Here is an 18,361-nt window from a genome sequence, read left to right as displayed (position 1 = left end):
AAGGACGAGAGTACGTGGTCCGCTGCCCTGTTACGCGATCGGGGCGGCGGCGGACTCCGGGCGAAGGCCTCCGCGGGCCTTCGCCGACGGCTTCGGATCACTCTCCGACGGGCGCGTGCTCCGTCGCGGTGCGCACATCGATCTCCCGCCAGAATCCGGCCCGGATCGCATAGCGGTCGTGCTCGTCGATCTGGTCGTCCTTGTGCGCGAGCAGGCCGAAGCGGGCCGCGTAGCGCAGCAGCTCGCCGTCCACCCGGTGCGGAACCCTCGGGTACATCGCCGACAGCTTCTGCAGATGGCTCGGGTCGGTGAGGCGCCCCATCCAGCGGCGCGCGAAGACCTGGCCGACCTCGTAGGGGTCACCGCCGACGGTGGTGATGTCCTCCTCGCGGTCCGCCCAGCGTTGCTCCGCGGAGGTGAGCTGGGCGAGCGTGGGCAGCGCGGCGGCCTCGGGGGGCTCCGTGGCGCCGCCGGGCCGGTCGACCCAGCCCTTGTCCGAGGACCAGCGCAGTGTCGCGTTCACGGGGTGCTGGGCCGCCTGCGTGCCCGGTCCGCGGAGTGCGGCCAGGTCCTTGGGGGTGGGGACCCCCTTGGGGGCGGGCACCCGCTCCTGGCCGCCGTTCTGCGATTCGGCCGCCTGGTGGTGTTCGGCCTCCTGGACGGAGCGCTCGGCCGCCGCCGCGAGCGCCGACTCGGGCAGCGGCGCGGAGAGGATGGCGGCGATCTCGGGACGCGGCACCGGCGGCGGGGCGCAGATCCCGCCGAAGTCCTTGGCACGGACCGCCTTGGTGATCCAGGCGCGGTCGAGCACCCGGCGCTCGTCGGCCTCGGCCACCAGGTCCTCGGACTGGTTGTAGTCACCGTCCGCGGCCTGCACGGCCCACAGGTGTACGGCGACGCCGTGCTCCTTGGCGGCCATCATGCCCGGCAGCAGATCCCCGTCGCCGGTCACGAGGACCACGTCGGAGCAGGCACGGTTGCGCGCCAGCTCGGTCAGCTCGGCGTGCATGGCGGCGTCCACGCCCTTCTGCGCCCACCGCCCGTCGCTGCGGGTCAGCGCGCCCAGGCGCACCGTCACGCGGGGCATCACGCGCAGCCTGCGGTGCTCGGGCTGCGGTACGCGGTCGGGGGCGCCGTCGAACCAGTAGATGCGCAGCAGGGGCCGCTCCGTGTCGGACTCGGCGCGCTCGCGCAGGCCCTGGATGAGGGCGGTGTGGTCGACGGTGATCCGGGACCGCGAGGGCTCCCCGGCGAGGAGACTGGCGGCGGCCCCCAGCAGATACCCGGCGTCCACCAGGACGATGCAGCGGTCCACGCGATCCACCCTCTTTCCGGGAGGTTTGCTTCGGGCTTCCTTGGAGTCTGCCCGACCGCGCGGAGGTTAACGGCCGGAACTCGATCTTCGGCGTGGCGGATCGGAGGAACACCTACCGACAGGTCTTGTTACGCACGGTAATTCTACGAAATGCGCCACTTGCCAGCCTATGTGAATCTGGTCGCGGCCCTGGCCCCTAGATCCCCCTCAGGAGGCAGATCACCATGGCCAAGAACAAGAATCGCAAGCAGGGCGGCCAGCAGGACCGCTCCTCGCAGGCCGAGCGTGCGCAGGAGCAGGCACAGCGGTCTTCGGCGCAGGCACAGCAGTCGCCGATGTCGCAGGCCCAGGGCAGCCCCGCTGATGTTGCCCGTAAGCATCAGAAGCGCTTCGGCCACAACTGAGGCCGCCGCGCGGGCTGTTGAGGCCCAGGCACGCACCGAGGGGCGCATCCGGTACCGGATGCGCCCCTCGGTGCGTGTACATCTCGCCGTACGGCCTCCGCCCGGCCGTGCGGTCGTCAGCCGGCCAGGCAGGACGGGCCGAGCAGCACCTTCAGGTCGCCGAAGAGCGCCGGGTCCGGCTTCACCCGGTGCCGGTCGAGCCGCAGCACCGTGGTCTTGCTCGGGCCCTGGAGCCTGATGCGGACCTCGCTCTCGCCCTTGTGGTGGCTGAGGATCTCGCCGAGGCGGCTGACCATGGGCGGAGTCACCTTCAGCGCCGGGATGGTGAGGATCACGGGCGCGTTGGTGCCCGCGTTCGACAGGTCGGGGACCTGGAGTTCCATCGCGACCAGCCGCGGCACGTCCTCGCGCTTGTCGAGGCGCCCCTTGACGAAGACGACCGCGTCCTCGACGAGCTGGGTCGACACCAGCTGGTACGTCGCCGGGAAGAACATGCACTCGATGGAGCCCGCGAGGTCCTCCACGGTGGCGATCGCCCAGGCGTTGCCCTGCTTGGTCATCTTGCGCTGAAGGCCCGAGATGATGCCGCCGATGGTCACGACCGCGCCGTCCGCGTGCTCGCCTCCGGTCAGCTGGGAGATGCCCGCGTCCGCCTTGTCGGACAGGACGTGCTCCAGGCCGAAGAGCGGGTGGTCGGAGACGTACAGGCCGAGCATCTCCCGCTCCTGGGCGAGCAGATAGACCTTGTCCCACTCGTCGGTGGTGAACTCCACGTCGAGTCCGAAGCCGGGCTCGCTGGTGTCCTCGTCGCCCATGCCGCCGAAGAGGTCGAACTGGCCCTCGGCCTCCTTGCGCTTGACCGCCACCACGTTGTCGATCATCGGCTCGAACTGCGCGGTGAGGCCCTTGCGGGTGTGCCCCATCGTGTCGAACGCGCCCGCCTTGATCAGTGATTCCGTGGTGCGCTTGTTGCAGGCGACCGCCTCGACCTTGTCGAGGTAGTCGGGGAAGGAGGCGTACTTCCCCTTGGCCTTGCGGCTGCGGATGATCGACTCCACCACGTTCGTGCCGACGTTGCGGACGGCCGACAGGCCGAAGAGGATCACGTCGTCGCCCTGGGCGGCGAAGTTCTGCTCGGACTCGTTCACGTTGGGCGGCAGCACCTTGATGCCCATGCGCCGGCACTCGTTGAGGTAGACGGCCGACTTGTCCTTGTCGTCCTTGACCGAGGTGAGCAGCGCGGCCATGTACTCGGCCGGGTAGTTCGCCTTCAGGTAGCCGGTCCAGTACGAGACCAGTCCGTACGCGGCGGAGTGGGCCTTGTTGAAGGCGTAGCCGGCGAAGGGGACCAGCACGTCCCACAGGCCCTGGATCGCCTCGTCGCTGTAGTTGTTCTTGCGGGCGCCCTCCTGGAAGAGGACGAAGTTCTTCGCCAGCTCGTCGGGCTTCTTCTTGCCCATCACGCGGCGCAGGATGTCGGCCTCGCCGAGCGAGTACCCGGCGATGATCTGGGCGGCCTTCTGGACCTGCTCCTGGTAGACGATCAGGCCGTAGGTGACGGCCAGGACCTCTTCGAGCGGCTTCTCCAGCTCCGGGTGGATCGGGGTGATCTCCTGGCGCTTGTTCTTGCGCTCCGCGTAGTTGATGTGCGAGTTCATGCCCATCGGGCCCGGCCGGTACAGGGCCGAGACGGCGGAGATGTCCTCGAAGTTGTCGGGCTGCATCTGGCGGAGCAGCGAGCGCATCGGGCCGCCGTCGAACTGGAAGACGCCGAGGGTGTCACCGCGGCAGAGCAGTTCGAAGGTCTTGGGGTCGTCCAGCGGGAGGGCGAGCATCTCCAGGTCGACGCCCTTGTTGGCCTTCACCATCTTGATGGCGTCGTCCATGATCGTGAGGTTGCGCAGGCCGAGGAAGTCCATCTTCAGCAGACCCAGCGACTCGCACTGGGGGTAGTCCCACTGGGTGATGGTCACGCCGTCGGTGTGCCGCACCCAGACGGGGGCGTGGTCGACGATGGGCTCGCTGGACATGATCACGCCGGCGGCGTGCACGCCCATCTGCCGGACCAGGCCCTCGACGCCCTTGGCGGTGTCGATGACCTTCTTCACGTCCGGCTCGTTCTCGTACATCCCGCGGATCTCGCCGGCCTCGCTGTAGCGGGGGTGCGAGGGGTCGGTGATGCCGTTCAGGTCGATGCCCTTGCCGAGGACGTCGGCGGGCATCGCCTTGGTGAGCCGGTCTCCCATCGCGTACGGGTAGCCCAGCACGCGCGCGGAGTCCTTGATGGCGTTCTTCGCCTTGATCTTGCCGTACGTGCCGATCATGGCGACCTTGTCGGCGCCGTACTTCTCGGTCACGTACCTGATCACCTCGACGCGCCGACGCTCGTCGAAGTCGATGTCGACGTCGGGCATGGAGACACGCTCGGGGTTCAGGAACCGCTCGAAGATCAGGCCGTGCGGGATCGGGTCGAGGTCGGTGATGCCCATGGCGTACGCGACGATCGAGCCGGCCGCGGAACCACGGCCGGGGCCCACCGCGATGCCCTGCTTCTTGGCCCACATGATGAAGTCGGCGACGACGAGGAAGTACCCCGGGAACCCCATCTGGATGATGACGTCCATCTCGTACTCGGCCTGCTTCTGCCGGTCGTCGGGGACGCCGCCGGGGAAGCGGCGCTCCATGCCGAGGCGCACCTCCTCCTGGAACCAGGTGACCTCGGTGAAGCCGTCCGGGATGTCGAACTTCGGCATGAGGTTCTTCGCCTCGAACATGCCGGTGGTGTCGATCTGCTCGGCCACCAGGAGGGTGTTGGCGCAGCCCTCCTGCCAGGCGTCCGAGGAGTCGACGGCGTACATCTCGTCGGTCGACTTCAGGTAGTAGCCGGTGCCGTCGAAGCGGAAGCGGTCCGGGTCGGAGAGGTTCTTGCCGGTCTGGATGCACAGCAGGGCGTCGTGGGCGGTCGCCTCGTGCGCGTACGTGTAGTGCGAGTCGTTCGTCACCAGGGGCGGGATGCCGAGCTTCTTGCCGATCTCCAGGAGCCCGTCGCGGACCCGTCGCTCGATCTCGATGCCGTGGTCCATCAGCTCCAGGAAGTAGCGGTCCTTGCCGAAGATGTCCTGGTACTCGGCGGCCGACTTCAGGGCCTCGTCGAACTGGCCGAGGCGCAGCCTGGTCTGGAGCTCGCCCGAGGGGCAGCCGGTGGAGGCGATGAGCCCCTCCGACCACTGGGAGATCGTCTCCTTGTCCATCCGGGGCCACTTCTGGAGCCAGCCCTCGGCGTAGGCGTCCGAGGAGAGCTTGAAGAGGTTGTGCAGGCCCGTCCGGTTCGACGCCCAGATCGTCTTGTGCGTGTAACCACCCGAACCGGACACGTCGTCGCGCTTCTGGTGCGGCTGACCCCACTTGATCTTGCGCTTGTTGCGCCGGGACTCCGGGGCGACGTACGCCTCGATGCCGATGATCGGGGTGACACCCGCCTTCTTCGCCGTGTGGAAGAAGTCATAGGCCCCGTGGAGGTTGCCGTGGTCGCTCATCGCGATATGGGTCATGCCCATCTCGTTGCACGCGTCGAACATGTCCTTGAGCCGCGCGGCACCGTCCAGCAGCGAGTACTGGGTGTGGACGTGCAGGTGCGTGAACGGCGGCTTCGACACGGTTTCGGCCTCCAGGAGGAACCATTGGTGACAGGCTGCGGACAGTCTGGGGGGTCAGCGTCGAAGTCTATGACGCGGGACTGACACTCGGCGGAGGATCATCCGTACCTTCATGCGGGGGCGCGGGATCCGGGTGGTCGTTCGCCGCCGGAACCCGGGCACTCCCGCGTATCTTCGTCCGTTGGAAGTGGACGGATGCTTTGCCCCAGGGGCGGCGTGTCCGTCCCGTCATGTCACGCACCACCTGCACCAGGAGGCACCCAGCGATGTCGGTCCCGCAGCTCAGCGCCGAGCAACGCGGCGAGCAGATCCTCGCCGTCTTCGACACCGCCTTCGGCGAGCTCCTGGCCGCCGACCCGGCCGCGTTCCGTGTGAAGTTCCGCAAGATGGCGGCCTCCGCGTTCGCGTTCTACCGCGGGACCGCGGCGCTCTTCTACCACGACCTCGAACAGGACCGGCGGGGCGGCCCGTACCTGGACGAGCGCACCTCGCGCGTGTGGATCCACGGCGACCTGCACGCCGAGAACTTCGGCACGTACATGGACGCCCAGGGCCGTCTGATCTTCAACGTGAACGACTTCGACGAAGCCTATGTGGGCCCCTTCACCTGGGACCTCAAGCGCTTCGCCGCCTCCGTGGCCCTGATCGGCTACGCGAAGGCGCTCAGCGACGAGCAGATCACCGAGCTGGTGCGGGTGTACGCGGCCGCCTACCGCGAGCGCATCCACGCGCTGGCCACCGGCGCCAAGAGCGACGAGGTGCCGCCCTTCACGCTGGACACCGCCGACGGTCCGCTCCTGGACGCGCTGCGCGACGCCCGCTCGCTGACCCGCTTCGGGCTGCTCGACTCGATGACCGAGATCCGCGACTTCGAGCGCCGCTTCGCGCCGGGCGGCGGTTCCATCGAGCTGGACGCCGCCACCCGCTACAAGGTCCTCGCGGCCTTCGACGGCTATCTGGAGACGCTCCCGGAGTCCTCGCTGACCCGTCCGGACTCGTACCGGGTGAAGGACGTCGTGGGCCGCCGGGGCATCGGCATCGGCTCGGCCGGGCTGCCGTCGTACAACATCCTCCTGGAGGGCAACAGCGACGCCCTGGAGAACGATGTGGTGATCTACATCAAGCAGGCCCAGACCCCGGCCGTCTCCCGGCACATCACGGACTCCGCGATCCGCGGCTACTTCCAGCACGAGGGCCACCGCACGGTGATCTCGCAGCGCGCCCTGCAGGCGCACGCCGACCCGTGGCTCGGCTGGACCGAGCTGGACGGCTCGGGCCAGCTGGTCGCCGAGGTCTCGCCGTACGCGGTGGACCTGGACTGGGGCGACATCGACGACCCCGAGGAGATCGCCTCGGTCGTCGCGGACCTCGGCCGGTCCACCGCCACGATGCACGCGGCGGCGGACGACGAGAGCGGCCACTCGGAGCTGGTGCCGTTCTCCACGGAGCGGGCCATCGACGCGGCCATCGCGGCCGACGAGGACGGCTTCGCCGACCTCCTGGTGGACTTCGCGCACAGCTACGGCACCCGCGCGCGCGGCGACCACCAGATCTTCGTGGACCTGTTCCGCAACGGACGGATCCCGGGACTGTAGGGCGCACGGCCGGCCGCGGGGCCGCACGCCGACGCGAGGCGACCGGCCGCCTCGCAACGCTCCCGTAACGCACAGGGACCCTTTAGGGGGTGCTTACGGGAGCGCGTGGGAGACTCACCTCCGCTATGGACATATCCGGGACCCAGCTCAGAGCCGTACGCGCGGCCGTGTTCACGGCCGTCGTCGTGACGCTCTCCGTCGCGTCGCACGTGCTGCTGTCCCAGGTGCCCCTGCCGCTCACCACCGTGGCCGCGATCACCGCCGCCGTCTTCACCCTGTCCTTCGCGCTGGCGGGCCGCGAGCGCGGCTTCGGCCGGATCGCCGCCCTGCTCGTCCCGCTGGAACTGGCCGCCGACACCGTGTTCACCACGGGCCAGCACGTCTGTTACGGCAGAGTGGGCGGCCCGGTCGCGGGCCCGCTGCGCTCGGTCGGCTTCGACGTGCTGTGCGGCGGCGGCAGCGTGGGCACCCCGTTGTCCCGGGTGACCGGGGGCGCCCCCGACCGCGCCGCCGCCCTGCTCGCGCACGCCGACCCGGCGGCCGCCTGGCTGCTGCTCGGCGCCCATGTCACCGTCGGCCTGCTCACGGCCGCCTCGCTGCGCCGCGGCGAGCGCGCCCTGGACCAGCTGCTGCGCGCGGTGGCCGCCTCGACCTTCCGGCCGCTGCTGCTCGCGGTCGCCGCGGTGACCGTGCGGCTCGCCCCGGTCCGTCCGCTGCCGCGCACCGCGCGCCGGTCGACCGCGGCCCGTACCCGCCTGTTCGTGCACTCCCTGGGACGACGCGGACCGCCCCGCCCGGCCGTTCTCGTCTGAGCGACGGCTCCTGAGCCACGCCCTCCGAGCGACCACCCCGGGCCACGGTTCACCCGCCACCGCTTCCGTGCGACGGCGTCTGAACGAACGTTCCCGAGTACAGCCCTGAGCACCAGCAGCCCCCCTTACGTATTCCGCGTACCACGTGTGCGCGTCCCCGATGGAGATCACCACTATGAGCAAGCGGAACAGCCAGGCGTCGAAGACGGCGGCGCGCGAGAAGCTGCGCGTCGAGCGCGAGCGCCAGGCCAAGCGCGACAAGATCAAGCGCCAGGCGATCGTGGCCGGTTCCCTGGTCGCGGTCCTCGCGATAGCGGGCGGCATCGGCTACGCGGTCGTGCAGAACAACAAGCCGTCCCAGTGGGAGGCCGTCGCGAGCGACAAGGTGGTCGCCCCGGCCAACACCACCGGCAAGGACGGCACGACCGTCGTCTTCGGCAAGAGCACCGCGAAGAAGACCCTCAAGCTGTACGAGGACCCGCGCTGCCCGGTCTGCGCCCAGTTCGAGCAGACCGTCGGCACGACCGTCAAGAAGGACCTCGACGACGGCAAGTTCAAGATCCAGTACATCGGTGGCACGTTCCTCGACGGTGACTCCGACAAGAGCGGGAAGATCCAGATCGGTTCCCGCGGCGAGGGCTCGAAGAACGCGATGAGCGCCATGGGTGCCGCGCTGAACGTGAGCCAGGAAGCCTTCCTGGAGTACAAGAGCGCGCTCTACTCGGCGAAGTACCACCCCGACGAGACGACCGACAAGTTCAAGAGCGACGACTACCTGATCAAGGTGGCGAACACGGTCGACGCGCTCAAGAACAACACCGCGTTCCAGACCGCCGTCAAGAACGGCACGTACGACGCCTGGGCGCTGGCCATGTCCGAGACGTGGAACACCAACAAGGACGGCGTCACCGGCACCCCGAGCCTCGTGATGAACGGCAAGCAGCTCACCGCCGCGAACGGCAGCGTGCCCATGACGGTCGCCGACTTCACCACGGCGATCGACGCTGCCCTCAAGGCCTGACCGGCGCGGCCGTCGAGGCCGGCCGGGCGCCGCGGCGCGCCCCGAACCGTCCGGCGCGACGGGCCGGCCGGCCCGAGCGGCCTGTGTGGGCGGAGTGACCTGAGAGGCGAAAAGCCGAAGAGCGGGCGAACTTTTCCAGTTCGCCCGCTCTTGGCCTGTACCGCTCGGTAACCTCGTCGCCCGTGACCAGTCGACAGAGATCATCCGACTTCGCGGAAGCCCTCAACTCCCGCGCCCCGCGCCGCCGTACGGTCGTCAAGGCCGCGGCCGCCACCGCCGTGCTCGCCGCCCCGCTCGCGGCCGCTCTGCCCGCCCGCGCCGCCGAGGCGCCCGCCTTCCTGCACGGCGTCGCCTCCGGCGACCCGCTGCCCGACGGCATCCTGCTGTGGACCCGGGTGACGCCCGGCTCCCAGGCGATACCGGGCTCCGGACTCGGCCCGGACACCGAGGTGAGCTGGACCGTCGCCAGGGACAAGGCCTTCACCACGATCGTCTCCAAGGGTTCCACCATCGCGACGGCCGCCTCCGACCACACCGTCAAGGCGGACATCCGCGGTCTGCAGCCGGCCACCGACTACTGGTTCCGCTTCTCCGCCGGCGGCACCGACTCGCCCGTCGCCCGCACCCGTACCACCCCGGCCGCCGACGCCTCCGTGGCCGGCCTGCGCTTCGGCGTGGTCTCCTGCGCCAACTGGGAGGCCGGCTACTTCTCGGCGTACCGTCACCTCGCGGCCCGGGGCGACCTGGACGCCTGGCTGCACCTCGGCGACTACATCTACGAGTACAAGTCCGGCGAGTACGGGACCCGCGGCACGGTCGTACGGCCGCACTCCCCCGCGGGCGAGATCCTCACCCTCGCCGACTACCGCACCCGGCACGGCCGTTACAAGACCGACCCGGACCTTCAGGCCCTGCACCACAAGGCGCCGGTCGTCGCGATCTGGGACGACCACGAGTTCGCGGACAACTCCTGGTCGGGCGGCGCGGTCAACCACACCGAGGGCGCCGAGGGCGCCTGGACGGACCGTCAGGCCGCCGCGAAGCAGGCCTACTTCGAGTGGATGCCGGTCCGCCCGGCCATCGCCGGCACCACCTACCGCAGGCTGCGCTTCGGCAAGCTCGCCGACCTCGCGCTGCTCGACCTTCGCTCCTTCAGGTCGCAGCAGGCGTCCACGGCCAGCGGCTCGGTCGACGACCCGGACCGTACGATCACCGGCCGCGCCCAGCTCGACTGGCTGAAGTCCGGACTGAAGTCCTCGGACACCACCTGGCGTCTGGTCGGCAACTCGGTGATGATCTCGCCGTTCGCGGTGGGCGCCCTCTCCGCCGACCTGCTCAAACCGCTCGCCAAGCTGCTCGGTCTCCCGCAGGAGGGCATCGCCCTCAACACCGACCAGTGGGACGGCTACACCGACGACCGCCGCGAACTGCTGGCGCACCTGCGCTCCAACGCGATCCGCAACACGGTCTTCCTGACCGGTGACATCCACATGGCCTGGGCCAACGACGTGCCGGTGGACGCCGGTACGTACCCGCTGTCCCCCTCCGCCGCCACGGAGTTCGTGGTCACCTCGATCACCTCCGACAACCTCGACGACCTCGCCAAGGTCCCCGAGGGCGTCGTCTCGGCCATCGCCTCCCCGGTCATCCGCGCGGCCAACCGTCATGTCCACTGGGTCGACACCGACCGTCACGGCTACGGCGTCCTGGACATCACCGCCGACCGCGCGCAGATGGACTACTACGTGCTCTCGGACCGCACGGACCCCGGCGCGACCTCGTCCTGGGCCCGTTCGTACCGCACGCGCAGCGGCACACAGACGGTGGAGCGCGCGTACGACCCGGTCTGATCCGCCAGAGGTCCGGAGCCCGGTCTGTCCGTCGGCTGACCGAACGGCCGCCGAGGACTGCGTCTACAGACTGTCGAGGAAGCCGAGCGCCGCCTTCCAGGTGGCCTCGGCCGCCTCGGCGTCGTAGTCGGGCAGATCGGGGTCGGTGTACAGGTGCCCGGCGCCCGCGTAGCGGTAGATCTCCACGTCGGCTCCGGTTCTCCGCATCTGGAGATACCAGGCGCTCAGCCAGTCGTCCGTCTCGAACTGGTCGGGCTCGGCGACATGCAGCTGCACCGGCAGGTCGTCCACCGACGCGCTCTCGGCGATGTCCGACGTACCGTGCAGCAGGAGCAGCCCGCGGGCCTTCTCGTCGCCGAGCGCCAGGGTCTGGCCGATGGAGGCGCCGAGGGAGAAGCCCGCGTACACCAGGCCGCGCTCGGAGTAGGGGGCGGCGGCCAGGACCGCCCGCTTGAGCAGCTCGTCCTTGCCGATCTCGTCACTGAAGGCCATGCCCTCCTCGACGGTCTCGAACGTGCGCCCCTCGAAGAGGTCGGGCGTCCACACCTCGTGTCCCGCGGCGCGCAGCCGGTCCGCCGCCGCGCGCACCGCCGGCCGGGGACCGTAGGTCGAGTGAAAGAGCATGATGTTCATGGACCCCATGGTGCCAGCCGGCACTGACAGCACCCGGCGGCCGTGCCCCGGTGCCGAGTGGTGGAGGTCACTCGTGCCGGGTGGTGGGGGTACCCGTGCCGGGCTCGCTGGGATACCCCGTTCCGCCCGGAGAACACATGTTCATGATGCCCGTGGCCGGTTACGTTCCCAGGCATGGAGAACGTACTGCGCCCGGTGATCGTCGTCGGCGGCTCGGTCGTGCTCACGCTGCTCATCGGGTGGTCCGTGGACCGCCTGTTGCGTCGGGCGGACGACCGGTACAGCGAGACCTCCCTGTGGGGTCTGCTCCGCCGTGGTCGTGTCCCCTTCCAACTGGTCCTGTTCGCGGCCCTGCTCAGAGGCTCCTACGACCAGGCGAAGCTATTGGTGGAGCATCGGATCGGCATCGGCCGGACACTGACCCTGATCCTCATCGGCGCCGCCGCCTGGCTGGTGGTGAGTGTCGCCACGGCGGTCGTCGAGACCTCGTACACCCGCTACGCGCACGCGCACCGCGATCCGGCGCGGGTCCGCCGGGTCCGCACCCAGGTCGCGCTGATCCAGCGGGTCGTCACCGCGGTCGTCGGCGTGGTCGCGATCGCCGCGATGCTGCTCACCTTCCCGGCGATGCGCGCGGCCGGGGCCTCGCTGCTGGCCTCGGCCGGGATCCTCGGCATCGTCGCCGGTGTCGCCGCCCAGTCCACGCTCTCGAACCTCTTCGCCGGACTGCAGATCGCCTTCGGGGACATGGTGCGGCTCGGCGACACCGTGGTGGTCGACGGCGAGTGGGGCACGGTCGAGGAGATCACGCTGACGTTCCTGACGGTACGGACGTGGGACGAGCGCCGGATCACCATGCCGGTCTCGTACTTCACGTCCAAGCCGTTCGAGAACTGGTCGCGCGGCACCCCGCAGATGACCGGCATCGTCTTCCTGCACCTCGACCACTCCGCTCCGGTGGAGGCGATACGCGGGAAGCTGCGCGACATCCTGCGCGAGTGCCCGGCCTGGGACGGCCGCGACTACGGCCTCGCCGTCACCGATTCGACGCCCAACACCATGCAGGTGCGGGCGCTGGTCACCGCGAAGGACGCGGACGACATCTGGACGGTACGGGTCACGGTCCGCGAGCAGCTGATCCGCTGGCTGACCGAACAGCACCCGTACGCGCTCCCCCGCGTCAACACGGCCGAGGGCGTGCTGCCACCGGGGCAGATCCGCCGCCAAGGGCGCGCGGAGGCGGACGGCGGGGACGGTGCGGCGGCCCGCGCGAACCACGGCCGCCACACCCACGAACCACCCCGCACAGGCCCCGGCCGCAACTGGCCCACGGGCCCCTGACCGCGGCGCCGACCACCCCCGACATACGGCCTGCCTGACCCTCGGCGCCCGGTGGACCTGCATGCTCCACAGGGCGCGTGGAACGCGGTCTGGACCCCATGCCCGCGCTCCACGGCCCCGTCGGTCCGGATCACCCGCACGATGACGCGGCGGACGGGGCCGGGACGCGGACGGCGCGGGGCGAGGCGAGCGGCCGGCAGACGCTGGACGGCCGAACTGGGCCGGGACGGCAGACGACAGTCGGTGGACCGTCAGCGGAGGCTGCGGACGTCGAGGTGTCTCAGGACGCGGTCCACGATCTCCGGGTCGGCTCCGGGCTCGCTGCGCGCGGACAGCACCTCGTGCCGGGCCGCGCTCATCATCTCCCCCTGGATCCGCCGCATCCGCTTCATCCGCCGGACCCGCTGCTCATGCGCCTCGCGCCGCTCCTCGTCCCCCATGTCGGGACTGATCCGCACCCCGATCTCGAAGGCCCGGCGCAGCAGCTGCTCGGAGACCTCCTCCGGCAGCTCCTCCACGTCCTCGATCTCCCGCAGCCGGCGCTTCGCGGCCTTGGCGGCCCGTACCGCCAGCTCCTTCTCGAAGGCCTTCTCGACGTCCTCGTCGGCCCGCACCCCGAGCTTTCTGACCAGCCACGGCAGGGTGAGCCCCTGGAGCACCAGGGTCGCCATGATCACCCCGAAGGCGATGAAGACGATCTCGTCCCGGTCGGGGAACGGCGACCCGTCGTCCATCTTCAGCGGAATCGCGAGCGCCAGGGCCACGGAGGCGACCCCGCGCATCCCGGCCCACCACATGACCACGGTCTCCCGCCACGACGTGGGGATCTCCTCGTCGTAGTCCCGCTTGGCGTGCAGCCGCTTGGTGAGCCAGGTCGCGGGCAGCAGCCACGCCAGGCGTACGAGCACGACCACGACCACGATGGTGGCGGCCCAGCCGAGCATCTCGCCCCACCGTCCCGCCGCCGTACGGATCGCGTTGTGGAGTTCGAGCCCGATGAGCCCGAAGGCGACGCCGGTGACGAGCGTGTCCACCACGCCCCAGACGGTCGCCCCGGCGAGCCGGGTCATGACGTCGTCGGCGTCGGTGGCGTACTCCGCGAGGAACAGGGCGGTGGTGAGCACGGCGAGCACCCCGGACCCGTGCAGTTCCTCGGCCAGCACGTACGCGGCGTACGGCACCAGCAGGGTCAGCCCGATCTGGAGGGTGGCGTCGCCGACGATCGTCATCAGCTTGTTCGCCGCCCACCCGAGGACGACTCCCATGACGAGCGCGACGACGGCGGAGAGCACGAGGTCGAGTCCGGCCCGCCACGGCGAGAAGCTCCCGCTGACCGCGGCGGCGATCGCGACGTGGTACAGCACGATGGCCGTCACGTCGTTGAAGAGCCCCTCCCCCTCCAGGATCGACACCAGCCGGCGCGGCAGCCCGAGCTGTCCGGCGACGGCGGTCGCCGCGACCGGGTCGGGGGGCGCCACCAGCGCGCCGAGCGCGAAGGCGGCGGCTAGCGGCAGGCCCGGCACGATCGAGCTCGCGACGGCGGCCACGGCCAGCGTGGTGACGAACACCAGCGCCACGGCGAGCAGGAAGATCGGGCGCTTGTTCGCGGTGAACTGTCTCCACGAGGTGCGCCGCACCGCGGCGTACAGCAGCGGCGGCAGCAGCGCGGGCAGGATGAACTCCGGCGGGATGTCCACGTTCGGGACGAAGTCCAGCACGGCCAGCACTATGCCGAGCAAGGTCATCAGGACCGGCGCGGGAAGCCCGAACCGCTCTCCCAGCGGGACACTGATCACGGCCCCGAGCAGCAGCACGAACAGCAGGGCCAACTGATCCACGGTCAGCGCTCCGGCGGGGTCTAGACGATCACAGGCGAACCAGACCCCAAGCGTGCCACGCGCCTACGGCAATCCCCGCTCACAGGGCCTTGCGCATCGCGCGGTGCGGCATTCCGGCGTCCGCGAACTCCGGGCCGTACGCCACGTACCCGAGCCGCTCGTAGAACCCGAGCGCGTGGGTCTGCGCGTGCAGGTCCACGGCGGTCAGGCCACGCGCGCGTCCCGCGTCCTCGATGGCGCGGACGAGCGCGGCGCCGACGCCGAGCCCGCGCGCCTCGCGCGTCACGGCGAGCCGTCCGAGCGAGCCGACGGTCAGGTCCCCGCCGGCCTTCGCCGCGGCCGCCCCGCCCTCCAGGAGACGCCCGGTGCCGAGCGGTACGCCGTCCTCGCGGACCGCCAGCACGTGCAGCGCGCCGGGGTCGTACGCGTCGTACTCGATGTCCTCGGGGACGCCCTGTTCACCGACGAAGACGTCCTTGCGCACCGCGAAGCAGGCCTCACGGTCGGTGGTGTCCTCGGCGACCCGCACCTCGTAGGCGCAGCCTCGCACCGCCGGGGCGGCGCCCGCCGCCCCGTCCGGACCGCCGCTCACGCGTTGCTCTCCTCACGGACCTTGTCGAGCGCCCGCTGAAGGTCCTCGGGGTAGCCGCTCTCGAACTCCACCCAGCGCCCGTCCGCGGGGTGCTCGAAGCCGAGCCGCACCGCGTGCAGCCACTGGCGGGTGATGCCGAGGCGCTTGGCGAGCGTGGGGTCCGCGCCGTAGGTGAGGTCGCCGACGCAGGGGTGGCGGTGGGCGGCCATGTGGACGCGGATCTGGTGGGTGCGGCCGGTCTCCAGCTTGATGTCGAGCAGGGAGGCGGCACGGAACGCCTCGACCAGGTCGTAGTGGGTGACCGAGGGCTTGCCCTCGGCCGTGACCGCCCACTTGTAGTCGTGGTTCGGGTGGCGTCCGATGGGCGCGTCGATGGTGCCGCTGGTCGGGTCCGGGTGGCCCTGCACGAGCGCGTGGTAGCGCTTGTCGACCGTGCGCTCCTTGAACTGGCGCTTGAGCGACGTGTACGCGTACTCCGACTTGGCGACCGTCATCAGGCCCGAGGTGCCCACGTCGAGGCGGTGCACGATGCCCTGGCGCTCCGCCGCTCCGGAGGTCGAGATCCGGTAGCCGGCGGCCGCGAGACCGCCGATGACGGTCGGTCCCGACCAGCCCGGGCTGGGGTGCGCGGCCACGCCGACGGGCTTCACGATCACGAGCACGTCGTCGTCGTCGTGGATGATCTCCATGCCCTCGACGGGCTCGGCGATGATCCGTACGGGCGCGGGGACCCCGGGCATCTCGACTTCGAGCCAGGCACCGCCGTGCACCCGCTCGGATTTGCCGACCACCGAGCCGTCGACCGTGACCTTCCCCGCCGCGGCGAGCTCTGCGGCCTTGGTACGGGAGAAGCCCAGCATGCGGGAGATGGCGGCGTCGACACGCTCGCCCTCCAGGCCGTCGGGCACGGGCAGGGTGCGGATCTCGGGAACGGTGCTCACCCGTCGAGTATGCCGGACGGCTCGGACACCGCCGGACCACAGCCCGAACGCCAGTGCCCGGGGAGATCCGCCCGGAGGCCCGTACGCGGGCCGCGAGCGGCCCGCGAGACGGCGTGCGTCAGTCCTTGTGGACCGTGTCTCAGTCCTTGTGGACCGTGCCGTCCGGGTCGAGGCCCCGGAAGGACAGCAGCACGATCAGGATGCCGCCGCAGACGATCGCCGAGTCGGCGAGGTTGAAGACGGCGAAGTGCTTGGGCGCGATGAAGTCCACGACCGCGCCCTCGAAGACGCCGGGAGAGCGGAAGACCCGGTCGGTCAGGTTGCCGAGCGCGCCGCCCAGCAGCAGGCCCAGGGCGATGGCCCACGGCACGCTGTAGAGCTTGCGGGCGAGCCGGGCGATGACGACGATCACCGCCGCCGCGATCACCGTGAAGATGATCGTGAACGCCTGGCCGAAGCCGAAGGCGGCGCCCGCGTTGCGGATCGCCTCGAACTTCAGCCAGTCCCCGATGATCTCGATCGAGTCGTGGTGCTCCAGCTTCGCCACCACGATCATCTTGCTGACCAGATCCAGGGCGTACGCCAGCACGGCGACCGTGAAGAGCACGGCGATCCGCCGCTTGCCCCTGGGCCGCTCGGCCGGGGCCGGCGCGGCGGCGCCGGGCCGGTCGCCGGACGCCGCGTTCCCGTCGGACTGCTCCGGCTCGGCCCCCGCCGCCCCTGGAATGTCCGGCGTACCGATGATGCGCTCCGCCTCTGCCACGTGAGTGAGTCCCTCGACCTAGGTTCCTGACTGAGGACGAGGGTACGGCACCCGCTCGCGGGCCCAGGTGCTCAGGAGCGGTCACGGACCGCGAGGCGGTGGCGCTCCCGCGCGGCGCCCCGGGTTCAGTGCCGGCGTTCCTGCTTCTGCTTGCACTCGACGCACAGGGTGGCGCGCGGGAAGGCCTGCATACGGGCCTTTCCGATGGCGTCGCCGCAGTTCTCGCAGAGCCCGTAGGTGCCCGCGTCGAGGCGGTCCAGGGCGCGCTCGGTCTGCTCCAGCATTTCGCGCGCGTTCGAGTTGAGCGCCATCTCGTGCTCGCGTGTGATGTTTTTCGTACCGGTGTCCGCCTGGTCGTCGCCCGCGCCGTCACCGGAGTCCCGCATCAGGCCCGCGAGAGCCTCCTCGGACGACGAGATCTCGGTACGCAGCCGCAGCGCCTCCGACTGGAGCTCGGCGCGGGCCGCCCCGGCCTCCTCCGGTGTCCAGGGGGCCTCCCCCGGCCGCACCGCGAGCTCGCCGGGCTCCATCGCGGCGATCCTCGCCTTGGGAACCGCAGTGGCCTTCTTCGCGGCCGTGGCCGTGCCACGGGTCTTCTTCGCAACCACCGTCGTGGCTCCCGTCGTCTTCGCGGCCTCGGCCGCACCCTGGGCCGCGGAAGCGGCCGCCTTCTTGGCCGTACTGGTGCTCTTCCTCGCCGTGCCGGTGCTCTTCTTGGCCGCGGATTTCCTGGACGCGGGTTTCCCCGCCGCTGTCGCCGCCCTCTTCGCGGTGGCCTTCTTGGCGGCCGTCTTCCCGACCGCCGCCTTCTTGGACGCGGTCTTCTTGGACGCGGCCTCCGGGGACGCCGTCTTGTCGGCCGCCTCGTCGGCCGGCTTGTCCGCCGTCTTCGTGGGAGCTGCCTTTCCGGCCGCTGTCGCCGTCCTGGAGGTCGTCTTCACCGGCTTCGCCTCGGCTGTGGCGGGGGCCGCCTGCGCGTTCTTCTTCCCACCCACATTCTTGGCCGCCGCACTCGTGGATCTGCCGGACGCCGACTGCTGTACGGCGGTCTTCTTCGCCACCATGGCCGCGGCCCCTTCACATATTGTGATCTCGCTCGCGAATCGTGCTGGGACGATAAATCGACTTCCGGCCCGCGGCAACGGGGCCCGCCCACGATTCGCCCGCCTCGCGAGCCCCGCGCGGCGGGTCTGCATGCGTTGTGCCCAGCTCCCCGCCGGGTAATCCGCCAGGCCCGGTGTCCCGGGATCCGGACGCGCGCGCCTCGCCATTCGGGTCACCGCGCAGGCCACGGCGGTGCCCGGGAAAACCGGTCGGCCGCTGTCCCCGGGGCGCCGTACACTGGGCGGAGCGAGAAGCGTGGATGGGGACGAGTAGCGGCGTACGCGGCCAGGAGCGACCCGGGGACGGTGGAAGCCCGGGGGCGAGCGCGACGCGAAGATCACCCCGGAGCCGCCGGCAGAACACCCCTCTGGGGCCAGTAGACCCGGCATCGCGACCCCAATGAGGGGGCTCACTGACGCGAAAGGCGCATCGGGGAGCCAAGGAGGGTGGTACCGCGGGAGCGCGCCGCACACGGCGTCCGTAGCAAGACGGCTCT

The 18,361-nt window shown here is 70.5% G+C and carries 14 protein-coding genes; 6 read left to right on the top strand and 8 right to left on the bottom strand.

All coding sequences use genetic code 11. From position 1 onward, the window contains the following. Window positions 1–97: 97 nt before the first annotated feature. Window positions 98–1,315, bottom strand: a complete 1,218-nt coding sequence (locus ACZ6KY_RS01080) for an NYN domain-containing protein (protein WP_469308187.1) — start codon at window positions 1,313–1,315, stop codon at window positions 98–100. Between the two features lie 224 nt (window positions 1,316–1,539). On the opposite strand from ACZ6KY_RS01080, the gene ACZ6KY_RS01075 reads away from it, so the two are divergent. After that, complete coding sequence (locus tag ACZ6KY_RS01075; protein WP_261709820.1) at window positions 1,540–1,719, top strand: hypothetical protein; 180 nt, start codon at window positions 1,540–1,542, stop codon at window positions 1,717–1,719. A 116-nt stretch (window positions 1,720–1,835) separates the two neighbouring features. Here ACZ6KY_RS01075 and dnaE read toward each other — a convergent pair whose 3' ends face one another. Then, window positions 1,836–5,375, bottom strand: a complete 3,540-nt coding sequence (gene dnaE, locus ACZ6KY_RS01070) for a DNA polymerase III subunit alpha (protein WP_469308186.1) — start codon at window positions 5,373–5,375, stop codon at window positions 1,836–1,838. A 266-nt stretch (window positions 5,376–5,641) separates the two neighbouring features. Between dnaE and ACZ6KY_RS01065 the strand changes: the two genes are divergently transcribed. From ACZ6KY_RS01065 to ACZ6KY_RS01050, 4 genes are all read left to right on the top strand, one after another. After that, window positions 5,642–6,970 (top strand): DUF2252 domain-containing protein, encoded by a 1,329-nt coding sequence (locus tag ACZ6KY_RS01065; RefSeq protein ID WP_469308185.1) that lies wholly within the window; start codon window positions 5,642–5,644, stop codon window positions 6,968–6,970. 125 nt (window positions 6,971–7,095) lie between these two features. Further along, window positions 7,096–7,782: a hypothetical protein gene (locus ACZ6KY_RS01060; protein WP_469308184.1), complete on the top strand. Its 687-nt coding sequence runs from the start codon at window positions 7,096–7,098 to the stop codon at window positions 7,780–7,782. A gap of 175 nt (window positions 7,783–7,957) precedes the next feature. After that, entirely contained in the window at window positions 7,958–8,803 is an 846-nt protein-coding gene (locus ACZ6KY_RS01055; protein WP_469308183.1) for a thioredoxin domain-containing protein, read from the top strand. 182 nt (window positions 8,804–8,985) lie between these two features. Then, window positions 8,986–10,653, top strand: coding sequence for an alkaline phosphatase D family protein (locus tag ACZ6KY_RS01050; protein WP_469308182.1), 1,668 nt, complete (start codon window positions 8,986–8,988; stop codon window positions 10,651–10,653). Between the two features lie 63 nt (window positions 10,654–10,716). On the opposite strand, the gene ACZ6KY_RS01045 is transcribed toward ACZ6KY_RS01050, so the two are convergent. Beyond that, window positions 10,717–11,286 carry a dienelactone hydrolase family protein gene (locus ACZ6KY_RS01045; protein ID WP_469308181.1) on the bottom strand — a complete coding sequence of 190 codons (570 nt, stop codon included), beginning with the start codon at window positions 11,284–11,286 and terminating at the stop codon, window positions 10,717–10,719. A 174-nt stretch (window positions 11,287–11,460) separates the two neighbouring features. Between ACZ6KY_RS01045 and ACZ6KY_RS01040 the strand changes: the two genes are divergently transcribed. Next, the gene (locus ACZ6KY_RS01040) at window positions 11,461–12,627 is read left to right on the top strand and encodes a mechanosensitive ion channel family protein (RefSeq protein ID WP_469308180.1); all 1,167 of its coding nucleotides are present in this window, start codon (window positions 11,461–11,463) and stop codon (window positions 12,625–12,627) included. Window positions 12,628–12,878: 251 nt separating this feature from the next. On the opposite strand, the gene ACZ6KY_RS01035 is transcribed toward ACZ6KY_RS01040, so the two are convergent. The 5 genes from ACZ6KY_RS01035 to ACZ6KY_RS01015 form a co-directional block, all read right to left on the bottom strand. Beyond that, a complete protein-coding gene (locus ACZ6KY_RS01035) occupies window positions 12,879–14,465 on the bottom strand; it encodes a Na+/H+ antiporter (protein WP_469308179.1) in 1,587 nt (528 codons plus the stop codon). Between the two features lie 79 nt (window positions 14,466–14,544). Further along, window positions 14,545–15,015, bottom strand: a complete 471-nt coding sequence (locus ACZ6KY_RS01030) for a GNAT family N-acetyltransferase (protein WP_469308490.1) — start codon at window positions 15,013–15,015, stop codon at window positions 14,545–14,547. A gap of 38 nt (window positions 15,016–15,053) precedes the next feature. After that, window positions 15,054–15,998 carry an RluA family pseudouridine synthase gene (locus ACZ6KY_RS01025; RefSeq protein WP_469308178.1) on the bottom strand — a complete coding sequence of 315 codons (945 nt, stop codon included), beginning with the start codon at window positions 15,996–15,998 and terminating at the stop codon, window positions 15,054–15,056. 139 nt (window positions 15,999–16,137) lie between these two features. Beyond that, entirely contained in the window at window positions 16,138–16,761 is a 624-nt protein-coding gene (gene lspA, locus ACZ6KY_RS01020) for a signal peptidase II (RefSeq protein WP_469308177.1), read from the bottom strand. 125 nt (window positions 16,762–16,886) lie between these two features. Next, window positions 16,887–17,825, bottom strand: coding sequence for a TraR/DksA family transcriptional regulator (locus tag ACZ6KY_RS01015; protein ID WP_469308176.1), 939 nt, complete (start codon window positions 17,823–17,825; stop codon window positions 16,887–16,889). Window positions 17,826–18,361: the final 536 nt, after the last annotated feature.

The sequence above is a fragment of the Streptomyces sp. NPDC042002 genome (genome assembly GCF_055588305.1).
This window is presented reverse-complemented; position numbering and strand designations above follow the sequence as displayed.

Bases quoted from the DNA above. Each gene is read 5' to 3' on its own strand.
- ACZ6KY_RS01045 (WP_469308181.1), bottom strand. From the start codon at position 11,286: ATGAACATCATGCTCTTTCACTCGACCTACGGTCCCCGGCCGGCGGTG.
- ACZ6KY_RS01055 (WP_469308183.1), top strand. From the start codon at position 7,958: ATGAGCAAGCGGAACAGCCAGGCGTCGAAGACGGCGGCGCGCGAGAAG.
- ACZ6KY_RS01075 (WP_261709820.1), top strand. From the start codon at position 1,540: ATGGCCAAGAACAAGAATCGCAAGCAGGGCGGCCAGCAGGACCGCTCC.
- ACZ6KY_RS01015 (WP_469308176.1), bottom strand. From the start codon at position 17,825: ATGGTGGCGAAGAAGACCGCCGTACAGCAGTCGGCGTCCGGCAGATCC.
- ACZ6KY_RS01065 (WP_469308185.1), top strand. From the start codon at position 5,642: ATGTCGGTCCCGCAGCTCAGCGCCGAGCAACGCGGCGAGCAGATCCTC.
- ACZ6KY_RS01040 (WP_469308180.1), top strand. From the start codon at position 11,461: ATGGAGAACGTACTGCGCCCGGTGATCGTCGTCGGCGGCTCGGTCGTG.
- ACZ6KY_RS01060 (WP_469308184.1), top strand. From the start codon at position 7,096: ATGGACATATCCGGGACCCAGCTCAGAGCCGTACGCGCGGCCGTGTTC.